Below are 12,362 nucleotides of genomic sequence, written 5' to 3' on the forward strand. Positions count from 1 at the left end.
GCAAATGCAGCACCACCACCTGTTCCGAGTGGATGCGCACTGCAGTACTTCGTGATCGGTGCCGTGTCTACGTGTGATCCCGGGACTGTGAACATTCATCAGGTGGAGCTACATTGCCAGCTACTCGGTGCGTTCCCCTATATGCACTTCCCTGTGTGGGGACCGGAGGCGCCCACTTTTCTGCCCTCCATCGCGCTGTGCCCGCCCCTCCACTTGGGGCTAGGCCCTACGGTGCATGCCCGTTAGGCGCAGGTGCGATTGACCTGGGGAAATGACATGTTCGAGGGCACGGTCGCACCGTGAAGTTCGCTCCGGCCGATCTGATCCGCCTGATCCTCGGTCTGGCCCCACGCAATCCCACAGCACGTCGTCGACGGCCCCCAGTCCGCGAGATGCAGGGCCGCCGTCGTGTCACAGCGATCGTGGTCAGTGGGTTGATGTGGTGCGATTCGCGTCGAGAACTCTTCGTGTCTGGGTGACGAGTCGGTCGAGCCACGCGTCGGTGCCGACCGCCCGGCGGAGGGGTTCGTTGGGCAGTTCGACGCTCACGGGGAGGTCGGGGGGAAGTGTCGACCAGATGTCGGTGAGGTTGATGCCCCCGGTGCCGGGCACGAGCCGTTCCTCCCGCGCGTGGCGGACGAGTTCGGCGTCGCTGGTGGGTGCAGGCACCGAACCGTCGCACATCTGCGCGTAATGCAGCCACTCGCGTGGGATCGCCGCCAGGTCGCCGAGGGTCGTCGTCGAACGGGCGGTATGCAGAGCGTCGATCAGTACGCTTCGCGCCGGCCCGTCGGCCTGCGACACGATCTCGACCGCGGTGGTCGCGTCGGGCACAGCCGTCCACGGCATGAACTCGAGGCTCGCGACGATGCCGTACTGCGCGCACAGTTCCGCCAGCCGGGCGTAGGAGTCGGTGAGCCGGGCGCGGTCGCGGTCGTCGCCGCCGACGAGCACGGCCTTCGCGCCGAGGCGTGCGCCCGCCTCGAGCAGCGGAACATACGACTTCGGGTCGAAATCTGCTCGCAGCCGGATGATTTCGAGATCGAACACCTCGATCGGCGAATCGTCGAGGCGACGGATCAGTACATCGAGGGCGGCGTCGTCCTCGTGCAGCGGGTAGGCGGTGGTGCCGGGCGCGGCGGGCAGCAGCCGGATCCCGATGGTGTCGAAGCCGTGCTTCTCGGCGAGGTCCACCTGCTGCAGCGGCGCGGTGTCGAGCACGGTGAGTGCGGCGAGTCCGAGTGGGGCGGTCATCGCAGATCTCCTGTCGGCGAGGCGAGGTGGCGACCGGTGAGGTAGCCGAAGGTCATGGCTGGGCCGAGGTTGATACCGCCGGACGGGTAGTGGCCCCCCATGACGCTGGACTGGTCGACCCCGACGGCGAACAGTCCGTCGATCGGCTGGTCGTCGTCGTTCAGTACCCGGGACATGCTGTCGGTGACCAGACCGGCGAAGGTACCGAAGCTGCCGGGTACCACCTTGACCGCGTAGAACGGGCCTTCTTCGAGCGGTGCGAGGGAGGGGTTGGGCCACGGGTTGTCGGGGTCGCCGGAGCCGACGGTGAAGGGTGTGGTGCCGCGGCCGAACTCGGGGTCGACGCCGTCGCGGGCGCCCTCGTTGAACGCTGCGACCGTCTTCTCCAGGCCGTCGGGGTCGACGCCGATCTTCTCGGCTAGTTCGCGCACCGTGCGGCCGCGGGTGAGGTAGCCGGATTTCAGGTACGGCCACGTCGGGATCGGTAGCGGCTTGGCCATGCCGAGCGGGAAGTACCGCAGGTACCGCTGGTCGGCGATCAACCAGGAGCAGACCTCGTCGCCGTCGGGGACCTGTTCGACCATCGCGAGGGTGTAGTCGTGGTAGCCGAGGGCCTCGTTGACGAAGCGGCGGCCGTCGGCGAGAACGCCGATGACGCCGGGCTTTCCGCGGTCGAGGATGTGCGGGAACACACCCTCTTTGCCGTTGCGGTACCGGATGATCGACACTGGGCAGTACGCCACCGGGGACGCGACCGAGCGGTCGAGGCGGCCGCCGACCGATTCGCCGAGGGTGATGCCGTCGCCGGTGGTCGTGGACGGGGTGAGGGTCCAGTGTTCACGGCCCGTGGGTGTGCGGGGAAAAAGTTCGCGGCGCCGGTCGATGTCGCGACTGAAACCGCCTGTCGCGAGGACGACTCCGCGGCAGGCGGACACGGAGTAGGCCCCGTCCGGGCCCTCCAGCCGGACACCGGTGACGGTGCCCGCGGAGTCGGTGGTCAGCGCGGTGGCCGCCGTGCTCACGCGGATCTCGACGCCGGCGTCGAGCGCCGACCGCAGCAGCCGGCCGACGAGCGCGGTGCCGTTGACGAGTTGCTGGCCGCGGCGGGTGGTGGCGAGGTCGAGCAGGTGCGTGGACACCCTGCGGGCGCAGTGCGCGAACGCCTTCGCCGAGCGGGTCGAGTGCAGGAAGGCCTGGAGGTCCGGACCGGCCATGATGCCCATGCCGAGGAACGACGTCTCGTAGAGCTGCCGACGCAGGAGCGCCGCGACGTCGGGGCCGAGTTTCCGGAGGCTCACCGGCTTCGGACCGACGGAGCGGTGCCCCGTGCCCGCACCCGGTGTGTCGCCGTGGATGTCGGCGATCTTCGCGCCCGGAACGAACTGCAGCGCCGTCTTCTTCTCGAAAAACTCCACCATCTCGGGTGCGCCGTCGAGCAGGGCGTCGACCTTGGCGGCGTCGAAGTTCTCACCGAGTCGGTGCTCGAGATAGGTGCGCGGCAGCGAGCGGTCCTCGTTCACGCCGTCCGCGTGCGCGAACAGGTTCCGCGGCGTCCACATCCAGCCGCCGGACCACGCCGTCGCGCCGCCGCACGTGTCCGCCTTCTCGACGACGAGGACGGAGGCTCCCCCGTCGGCTGCGGCCACGGCGGCGGACAGACCGCCCGCTCCGGAGCCGATGACGACGACGTCATAGGTGGCGATGGTGTGTTCGGGGGTCATAGCGTCTCCTGAGCGGATGTCGTTGCGAAAGTCGGTGCGGGCGTGAGGTCGACGACCCGGCCGGTGCGCGAAGACTCGTAGATCGCCGCGATGATCGCCAGCGAGGCGCGCGCGTCACGTCCGGTGACGGCAGGGTCGCGACCGGTCAGGACGGCGTCCGCGAAGTCCTGCACCTGGAGTGTGTGGAAGTCGGCGAGTCCGGCGTTGACTTCGGTGACTTCGAGATTGGCGCGGACGTCGGGGGTGAACGGGGCGCGGAACTCCACTTCGCCGGGAACCGTCCAGATCTCGTTGACGCCCTCCCTGCCCTCCGGGAACTCGAGGACGCTCGCAATCGCACCGGTCTGCCCGATCACAGTGACCCGGTTGCCGAGGTTGTGGTTGGCGCCGGTGGTCGCGGTGACGGTAGCCGTGCCGCCCGACGCGAACGAGACGACGGCGGACGCACTGTCCTCGGTCTCGATGTGGTCGCCGTGTGTGTGGGTGCGGATGAAGCCGCTCACCGACACGGCTTCACCCATGAACCATTGGAGCATGTCGATCTGGTGGACGGCCTGCGTCATCAGGACTCCGCCGCCATCGGTGTCCCACCGTCCGCGCCACTCGTCGGCGGAGTAGTAGGACGACGGGCGGTGGAGAAGCACCGACGCCTCACCGAGTACCGGAACGCCGATCCGGCCGTCGTCGATGGCCGTCCTGATGCGTTTCGCGGCCGGCCAGAACCGGCGCTGGAACAGCACACCGAACGTGATGGCGGCGCGGTCGGCAGCCGCGATCATCCGGTCGGCCGCGGCGACGTCGACCGCGATCGGCTTCTCGCACAGCACGTGGATCCCGGCCTCCGCCGCAGCGACGACCACCTGCTCGTGCACCGGATGCGGGGTGCAGACGGTGCATGCATCGAGGCCGAGGCCGATCAACTCCTCCACCGAACCGACGGCCCGCGCGATGCCGTGCGCGGATGCGAACTCGTGGGCACGGTCGACGTCGGGGTCGCAGCAGCCGACCACCTCGACGCCGGGCACCTGCTGCAGGGCCCGCGCGTGGTTGCCGGCGATCTTTCCGCAGCCGACGATACCGATACGTAGTGCCATCAGTAGTGCTCCTCCGCTTCGACGTCCCGGGCCGCGGACTCGCCGCGGTCGAGACGGTTCAGGGCGTCGACGTCCGCCGCGGTGAGCCGCACGTCGAGGGCGGCGAGGTTCTCGGCCTGGCGCGCGGGATTCGCGGATCTCGCGACCGGCACGACACCCTGCGCGAAGTGCCAGGCCAGAACCACCTGCGCGGGGGTGCCGCCGAGGCGCCGGGCGATGTCGGTGACCACAGGTGAGTCGAGCACGTCGCCGCGGCCCAGCGGGCTCCACGACTGGGTGAACACACCGAGTTCGTCGTTGGCGCGCCGGACGGGTAGCCGGGCGAGCGACGGGTCCATCTGGATCTGGTTGACTGCCGGCGTTTCTCCGGTTTCGGTGACGACGCGACGCAGGTGTTGCTCCAGGAAATTGGAGACGCCGACGTAGCGGACGAGGCCGGCGTCGCGGCACGCGAGCATCGCCTCGAACGCCGCCACGTACCTGTCGTGGCGTGGCAGCGGCCAGTGGATGAGGAACAAGTCGAGCCGATCGAGTCCCAGATTCTTCAGGCTGCGCTCGACCGCGCCGCGGATGTCGCCTGACACGTGATCGCTCCCACGCAGTTTCGTGGTGACGAACAGCTCCTCGCGGGGCAGTCCGCACTCCGCGAGCGCCACACCCACTGCCTCTTCGTTGTCGTAGATCGTGGCGGTGTCGACGAGCCGGTAACCGGCCTCGATGCCGGACAGCACGGCCCGTGTGGCGTCCGGACCGGTCAGTGGCCAGGTCCCGAGACCGAGGGGCGGCATGTCGATCACGCGCTGACCTCCACGCGAGCATCCGCGGCAGAGGTGATCTTCGCGGCGACGTCGGCTGCGGTGACGAGAGCGGCGTGGATGGAGCCGCCGTCGCCACTCGCGTCACCGACCGTGTGGACGCCGAGTCGCGGTGCCAGCGCCCGCACTGCGGCGAGCAGGTCGGTGCGCGGCTCGACGCCGTGCGAGATCAGCAGTTCGCCGGGAGCGTCCACCATCCGCTCGTTCCCGGCGGTCGAGATCACCACCCGGTCTTTCTCGATCCGCGTCACGATCGACGACAGGTGGGTGGTGAGGTTCGCACTCTCCGCGAGCCGCGGCAGCAGCACGATCTTTCCGCGCCGGCCGACGTCGTGGGCGATCGTCTCCTGCGGGCCGATCATGACCACCTCGGTGCCGTGCTGGAGCAGGTCGTCGGCGACCGCGGCCGCTTCCCGGTCGGCGCCGAATATCGTGATCGCCGCGGGTGCGGGGTCTCCGGATTCCAGGAACTCGCGGACGTCACGGACCCTCCGGGTGTCGGCCCCGGGGAGGTCGACCTTGGGTCCGCGGCCGCCCGTCGCGAGCACGACGGCGTCGAAGTCCAGGCCGGCCAGTGCGGCGGCGTCGACCCGCGTGCCGGTGTGGCAGGTGATGTCGAGGTCGGCGATCTCGGCGAGGTACCAGTCGACGATCCGTGAGTACTCGGGGTACTCGTGCAGTCGCGCAGCCAACGCGAAATCTCCACCGAGACCGCCGCGTTCGTCATACAGGTCGACACGGTGCCCGGCGAGCGCGAGGTCGCGGGCGGCCGCCATCCCCGACGGCCCGCCGCCGACGACGGCGACACGCACCGCCGCGGCCGCCGGTTCCGCCGGCTGCTCGAGTTCGCGGCCCACCCACGGATTGACCGAGCACGGAACGGGTCCGGCGGCGAGGCTGTCGATGCAGTAGTTGCAGGCGATGCAGGGCCGGTACCGGCCGCCGTCCAGGGCGCGGTTCGGGAAGTCCGGGTCGGCGTGCAGGGTGCGGGCCATGCTGACGAAGTCGGCCTGCCCGGATTCGATGATCTGCGCCGCGACCTCGGGTGAGCTGATCCGGCCTGCGACTCCGACGGGGAGGTCGAAGTCCCGCGTGTACTGCTCGGAAAACGGGGCGAGGAGTCCGCGGGGCCACTCGCCGGGTTGGATGATCCACTGCCCGGATTCGTAGTTACCGGCGGAGACGTCGAGGAAATCGAGCCGGTCGGTGTCGATCGCGTCGATCCGGGCGCGAGTCGTCTCCGCGTCGAGACCGCCGTCGACGGCCTCGAACGCCGAAAATCGCAATCCGAGAGCGATACCCGGCGCCATCGTCCGCACGGCGTCGATCACCTTGTTGACGAACAGCGCCGGATCGGCCCACTCGTCGTCGCGGTGGTTGTACGCCGGCGAGAGAAACTGGTGGATGAGGTAGCCGTGACCGCCGTGCAGCGAAATCACATCGACCCCGGCCTGTTGACAGCGCGCGGCGGCCTCACCGAAGCATTCGATGATGTGCAAGATGTCGTCGCCGTCGAGTTGCTCGGGCATTTCACCGCCGACCACCGCGCACGGGATCGGTGACGGTGCGACGGGGACGAATCCGCTGACGGAACCCTGCGCGGTGCGGCCGCCGTGATTGAGTTCGACGCCGACGAGCGCGCCCTGCGCATGGATCGCCTCGGCCATCTTCGCGATGCCCGGGATGCGTTCGTCGACGTCCACACCCATCTGCCGGATACGCCCCTTGCCGTCGGCCCGCACGTAGCTGGCCTCGGTGAAGACGAGAGCTGCGCCGCCCGCCGCACGACGCTCGAGGTACGCGATGTACTCGTCGGTCATCGTGCCGTCGACCTCGCAGTAGTTGCGCTCCATCGGCGCCGACACGAAGCGGTTGCGCAGTCGCACGTTGCCCAGGTCGAGTGGTGCGGCGAACGGACGCGCGGTCATCGGGACTCCTCGAGATCGGTCGGGGCGCACTGATCGGCGAGCAGTTCGCCGAGGTGACGTCGCATGCGGTCTGGGTCGGGCGTGATGCCGGTGAGGAGGGCGAACGTGTCGGCCGCCTGAGCGACGAGCATCTGACCGCCGTCGAGCACATCACAGCCGAGAGCTGTTGCTGCCGCGACGAGTTCGGTCCGAAGCGGGCGGTAGACGATGTCGGCGACCCACAGTCCGGGATGGAGCGCGTCGGTGTCGAACGGCGTTCCAGGATGTCCGACCATGCCGATCGGGGAGGCGTTGACGACGCCGTCGCAGTGTTCCAGGTTCGCTTCGATCGCGTCGAGGGAAATGGCCGTGACCCGCGTCTGCGGGAAGCCCGCCGCGAGGCGGGCGCAGACGTCCGCCGCACGGGCCGGGTCGAGGTCGGCGACCCGCAGGTCCGTCACTCCGGCGGCGGCGAGCGCGTAGGCGACGGCCGAACCGGCACCGCCCGCACCGGCGAGGACGACGCGGCCGAGCGTGGCATCGGGCAGCCCCCTGCGCAGCGCTGCGAGGAATCCGCTGTGGTCGGTGTTGTGACCGATCAGCCGCCCGTCACGGACGACGACGGTATTGACGGCACCGAGAAGTTGCGCGTTGCCGGACAATTCGTCGAGGGAGTCGACGACCACCTGCTTGCACGGATGGGTGACGTTGAGTCCGGTGCAACCCGCTGCGACGGCCTGCCGCAGCGCTTCGCCGGAACGGTCGACGGGAATGCCCTCCGCCGCGACGTCGAGCAGGTCGTAGCGGTAGTCGGTCAGGCCGAGGGCGGCGGCCTCGTGTTCGTGCAGCGCCGGCGACAGGGACGTGGCGATCCCTGCCCCGACGAGGTGGATCCGGTGCCGGGTGGATGCGGGGTGCATGAAAATCTCCTGCAGTGGTGAAGGTCCGGTCAGGCGTCGGTGCGGACGAGCGCCTGGTGCCGCGTGCCGGCCGTCGTCGTACCGGGTTCGCCGAGCTGCTCGGTGGGTGTGCGGTACGTTTCGGGACCGGTGAGCGCGGCGACCGACGACAGCAGCGCGAAGCCCAGACACATCCAGGCGACTGGGGCCCAGTTCGCGGTGTCACCCGCCGACAGCCACTGCGCGATGGCTGGGGTGAAGCCGGCGACCAACAGTCCCAGCATGAGACTTACGGCCATTCCGGTGTACCGGACCTTGGCGGGGAACTGCTCGGGGAAGTACGCCGGGTACACGCCGTTGGGCATCGCGTAGAACAGGCCGATCAGAATGATGCCGGCCGCGAATACCATCGGCGCGCTGCCCGTTCCGATCGCGTGGAAGAACACGAACACCATGCCCGCGGCACCGACGGCGCCCGTCACGAACACCGGTTTGCGGCCGATCCGGTCGGCGAGCATTCCGAACAGCGGCTGGGTGAGGACCGCGACGAAGTTGGCGACGGCGATGGCCCACAGCATCGTGGAGCGTTCGAGCCCGGCGACCTGCACCGCGTACGCCAACGCGAAGACGTTGACGATGGTGTTGATCATCGCGAACGTCGCGCTGAGGCTGATGCGGATCACGGTGCGCCAGTGCGAGCGGAACATCTCGACCACAGGAATGCCCGCGGTGTCGTCGTGTTCCTTCAACTCTTCGAAGACCTCCGGCTCGTCGAGCTTGCGACGCAGCCACACCGCTACACCCGTCACGACGATGCTGAGGAGGAAGGGCACACGCCAGCCCCACGAGTAGAGCGCGTCATCCGGCAGCGCGGCCACGGGAATGAACACCAGGCTCGAGAGCACGATGCCGAACATGATGCCGCTCATGGTGAACGAGGTGTAGAACGAGCGACGGTTGTCCGGTGCGTGCTCGAGCGTCAACGCGGAGGATCCCGGCGATTCGCCGCCTGCCGACAGGCCCTGCAGCAATCGCAGGAACACCAGGATGACGGGTGCGGCGATGCCGATCTGGTCGTATGTGGGCAGGCACCCGACGACCACGGTCGCGATACCCATGAGCAGGAGGCACGCCAGCAGCGAATTCTTGCGCCCGTATCGATCCCCGAGATGTCCCCACAGCACTGCGCCGAGCGGACGCGCGATATACGCGACACCGAGCGTGCCGATCGACAGCAGGGTCGCCGTGGCTCCTCCGCCCGGGAAGAAGATCCGCGGGAAGACCAGCGCGGCCGCGGACCCGTAGATGAAGAAGTCGTAGTACTCCAGCGTGCTGCCGAGGAACCCCGAGACGGCGGCCCGGCGGGCGTTCTCGTTCGGTTGTCCCCCGGTGTCACGAGTAGAGGTGCTTGCCATGGTGTTCCTTTCGTCCCAGGGGTCCGGTGCGCCGCGAAGCGCTTGTTCGGAGGTGATCCACCTCACACGAAGTTCCGGACCGTGACGAGCGTGTCATGGCGGACTATGCGCAGTCCAGCGCAAAAAAAGTCTTAGATATAGACCGAAAATGTCCTAATCCGGGGTGGGGAGAATGTCCTCCGATACCGCGAGGGCCACCCGGAGCGCGTCGGATACCCGACGCGGCGACCACGCGAGTCCGTGGTTCATGTAGATCGGCTCGCCGGTGAGCGGCACGAACACCGTGCCCGGGGGCGTGAGCGCCGCAATGCCCGACGTCATGAGCGCCACGCCGACACCCGTCGCCACCAGCATCAAGATCATGTACGGGTCGGTGATTTCTTGCACCACGCGGGGACGGAACCCTGCATCAACACAGGCCCGCATCGCGACCTCCTGCAATGCCGAGCCGGCCGACAGCGGTGTGGTGACGAACCCGTCCTCGGCCAGGTCGCGCAAGTCGATCTCCGGCTCGGACGCGAGCGGGTGGTCCGCCGGGAGCACCGCCCCGAATGGCTCGCGGCGGATCAACCGGGTCGACACCGAGGACGTCTCGACGGGAAGTCCGACGAACGCGAGATCGAGTGCGCCGCTATCTAATTGAGAGAGAGCTTCACGAGTCATGATGCGCCCGACGAGGGTGAGTTCGATGTCGGGATAACGCTGCCGGAGCGCGCGGGTGAGCGGGGGCAGGGACAGGTGATTGAGCACGCCCGTGAAGCCGATCTTGATCCGGCCGTACACGCCCCCGGCGGACGCGCGGGTGGCTTGCCGCGCGATGTCGACACTCTCGAGAATGCGGTAGGCGTGCGGCAGAAACGTATGGCCGGCCGACGTCAGCGCGACACTGCGGGTGCTTCGCTCGAACAGCGGCACGCCGATGTCCTTCTCGAGTTTGCGCACCGTCTGACTCAGCGGCGACTGGGCCATCTGGAGTCGCGCGGCAGCCCTGCCGAAATGCAGTTCTTCGGCGACGGCGACGAACGCCTGCAGCCAGCGAATCTCCATCGGATTCCCTTCGACGAGTTGGCCAGATGTGGGCCAGGCCATATATTCCAATTCATACACAGTGCGTAACGAATCATTCTGATTTCGCACATAGAAAAAGACTAATGCGCACACAGTCGCGAGGAGAAACCCATGGCCACCTATCCCGAGGGCGCGACGGCGCTCGTCACCGGCGGCGCGAGCGGAATCGGCGCGGCGTGCGCGAAACGCCTCGCCGACGCCGGGGTCCGCGTTGTCACCGCCGACGTCGCTACCGGGGCCGACGAGCACCTCGACGTCACCGACGCCGACACCGTCGAGAAGCTCGCCGCCCGGCTCGGACGCATCGACATCCTCGTCAACAGCGCAGGTGTCGTGGGACCGTCCGCTCCTCTGGTGGACATCGACCTCGAGGACTGGCGCCGAACGTTCCGCATCAACGTCGACGGGACGTTCCTCCTCTGCCGCGCATTCGTGCCGGCCATGGCCGCCGCCGGCTGGGGGCGGGTCGTGAATCTGGCGAGCATCGCCGCGAAGGATGGTAATCCCAACCAGAGCGCCTACTCGGCGTCGAAGGCGGCCGTGATCGCGCTGACGAAATCACTCGGCAAGGAAGTCGCCAAGACCGGTGTCCTGGCCAACGTGGTGGCACCCGCCGCGGTGCAGAGCCCGATGAATGCCGGCACCGACCCGGCGATCCTCGCGCGGTCGCAGAGCCTGACCCCCATGGCCCGGATGGGACGGCCCGAGGAGATCGCCGAACTCGTCGCATGGTTGTGCTCGGAGGCGCTCAGCTTCTCCACCGGCGCCGTCTACGACGCCAGCGGTGGCCGGGCGTCGTACTGAGGGGATGCTTGCAGGGTCGTGCGGACCGTCTCGATCGCATACTCTGCCGCATGCGGCTGCGCGGAAGGGGCTCCCAAACAGCTTGTACTCCTCGAGGATTCGAGATCTGCCGTCGACGCGCATCGTCGCCTTAGGCCACCGCAGGTCTGCAAGCTATCCGCGTCGGGCGGTCGTGTCCCGTACCTGGATGCTGTAGGGCAGTAGTTCGTTGCGTGGGGGACTGTCGTCGCCGGCGATCCGTTGGAGGATCATGCGGGCGGCTCGTTGGCCCATCAGGTCCCGGGGCACGGTCACGGTGCTCAACTGCAAGGGACCTGCGCTCGAGAAACTCATGTCGTCGAATCCGGTCAAGGCCACATCTTCGGGCACTCGTTTACCGATTTCTCGGCAGACGTCGAGAACGCCGAGGGCGATCAGATCATTGCCGCAGACGATCGCGTCGGTTTCGGGGTGTTCGGCGAAGAGTGCTCGTGCACGCTGCGCTCCGGATGCGCGGGTCAGGTCGCCCCACAGATCGGGTTCGTTGATCGCCTGCACGCCCGCTTTGGCGAGGGCGTCGCGGTATCCGCTCATGCGGCTGGCGGACACGCTGGACGTGCCGGGACCGCCGAGGATGGCGACGTTGCGCCGGCCGGTGGCGACGACATGCGAGGCCATCTCGAACGAGGCGGAATAGTCGTCGATACCGACCCAGTCGGAGGGCTCGTCCTCGATCTTGCGGTAGAGCTGCACAATCGGGATGTTCTCGTTACGAAGCTTGTCGAGCAGGGGCTTGTCGTCGGCGACGAGCGAGGTGAAGATCAGGCCGCTGCAGTTCCGATCGACCTGGGCCAGCGCGACATCGGCCTGACGCGAGCCGTCCACACCGACGTGGGAGACGAACACTTCGTAGCCCTCTTCGGCGGCGGCAGCGACCACACCCCCGGCGACCTCGGTGTAGAAGGGGTTCGCGATGTCAGCGAGGAGAAGCCCGATCGCTTTCGTCGTGCCGGCGCGAAGCTCACGGGCGATTCGATTAGGTCGAAATCCCATCTCTTCGGCGATGACGAGGATTCGCTGGCGACGCTCTTCGCTCACCCCCGGAGCCCCACTGAGTGCGTACGAGACCGCCGCCGACGACACCCCAGCTTTGCGAGCGACATCGCTCATCGTCACTCGGCGAGGACGGCCACCGACACGACGGTCCCCGCTCTGGGACTGAGTGGCATCGGTCATACCCGAAAGCTTAGTCGGTTAAGCGTCGGGGCAGCATCGGGTGCTATTCGGCGACAGAATCGGATGATTCGGTTAAGTAAGAGAAAATTTGGCAATCGCCGACCTGTTCATCCGAGAGAGCGCGGCGAAGTAACGTATTTGCCCAGTTGAACGGGTGATTTGCTCCGGCT

10 protein-coding genes are annotated in these 12,362 nt (G+C 67.9%); 1 reads left to right on the forward strand and 9 read right to left on the reverse strand.

The features are described 5' to 3' along the window. Positions 1-426: 426 nt before the first annotated feature. The 8 genes from GFS60_RS21835 to GFS60_RS21870 all read right to left on the reverse strand — a co-directional run bounded on the left by GFS60_RS21835 (position 427) and on the right by GFS60_RS21870 (position 10,152). The gene (locus GFS60_RS21835; protein WP_159924516.1) at positions 427-1,254 is read right to left on the reverse strand and encodes a sugar phosphate isomerase/epimerase family protein; all 828 of its coding nucleotides are present in this window, start codon (positions 1,252-1,254) and stop codon (positions 427-429) included. Beyond that, complete coding sequence (locus tag GFS60_RS21840; RefSeq protein WP_159924518.1) at positions 1,251-2,975, reverse strand: FAD-dependent oxidoreductase; 1,725 nt, start codon at positions 2,973-2,975, stop codon at positions 1,251-1,253. The genes GFS60_RS21835 and GFS60_RS21840 overlap by 4 nt, the downstream gene beginning before the upstream one ends. Continuing rightward, complete coding sequence (locus GFS60_RS21845; protein WP_159924520.1) at positions 2,972-4,069, reverse strand: Gfo/Idh/MocA family protein; 1,098 nt, start codon at positions 4,067-4,069, stop codon at positions 2,972-2,974. The genes GFS60_RS21840 and GFS60_RS21845 overlap by 4 nt, the downstream gene beginning before the upstream one ends. Beyond that, positions 4,069-4,866 carry an aldo/keto reductase gene (locus GFS60_RS21850; RefSeq protein WP_201453417.1) on the reverse strand — a complete coding sequence of 266 codons (798 nt, stop codon included), beginning with the start codon at positions 4,864-4,866 and terminating at the stop codon, positions 4,069-4,071. The genes GFS60_RS21845 and GFS60_RS21850 overlap by 1 nt, the downstream gene beginning before the upstream one ends. Continuing rightward, positions 4,863-6,812 (reverse strand): oxidoreductase, encoded by a 1,950-nt coding sequence (locus GFS60_RS21855; protein WP_159924522.1) that lies wholly within the window; start codon positions 6,810-6,812, stop codon positions 4,863-4,865. Before GFS60_RS21855 ends, GFS60_RS21850 begins: the two co-directional genes overlap by 4 nt. Continuing rightward, the gene (locus tag GFS60_RS21860; protein WP_159924524.1) at positions 6,809-7,711 is read right to left on the reverse strand and encodes a shikimate dehydrogenase; all 903 of its coding nucleotides are present in this window, start codon (positions 7,709-7,711) and stop codon (positions 6,809-6,811) included. The genes GFS60_RS21855 and GFS60_RS21860 overlap by 4 nt, the downstream gene beginning before the upstream one ends. A 29-nt stretch (positions 7,712-7,740) precedes the next feature. Next, positions 7,741-9,105, reverse strand: a complete 1,365-nt coding sequence (locus GFS60_RS21865) for an MFS transporter (RefSeq protein WP_159924526.1) — start codon at positions 9,103-9,105, stop codon at positions 7,741-7,743. 153 nt (positions 9,106-9,258) lie between these two features. Continuing rightward, complete coding sequence (locus tag GFS60_RS21870; protein WP_159924528.1) at positions 9,259-10,152, reverse strand: LysR family transcriptional regulator; 894 nt, start codon at positions 10,150-10,152, stop codon at positions 9,259-9,261. 132 nt (positions 10,153-10,284) lie between these two features. On the opposite strand from GFS60_RS21870, the gene GFS60_RS21875 reads away from it, so the two are divergent. Further along, positions 10,285-10,977 carry an SDR family NAD(P)-dependent oxidoreductase gene (locus GFS60_RS21875; protein ID WP_159924530.1) on the forward strand — a complete coding sequence of 231 codons (693 nt, stop codon included), beginning with the start codon at positions 10,285-10,287 and terminating at the stop codon, positions 10,975-10,977. A 153-nt stretch (positions 10,978-11,130) separates the two neighbouring features. On the opposite strand, the gene GFS60_RS21880 is transcribed toward GFS60_RS21875, so the two are convergent. Beyond that, positions 11,131-12,192 carry a LacI family DNA-binding transcriptional regulator gene (locus GFS60_RS21880; RefSeq protein WP_159924532.1) on the reverse strand — a complete coding sequence of 354 codons (1,062 nt, stop codon included), beginning with the start codon at positions 12,190-12,192 and terminating at the stop codon, positions 11,131-11,133. Between the last annotated feature and the right edge of the window lie 170 nt (positions 12,193-12,362).

Origin of the sequence: Rhodococcus sp. WAY2 (assembly GCF_009859915.1) — a bacterium.
GTDB classification, from domain to species: domain Bacteria; phylum Actinomycetota; class Actinomycetes; order Mycobacteriales; family Mycobacteriaceae; genus Rhodococcus_F; species Rhodococcus_F oxybenzonivorans.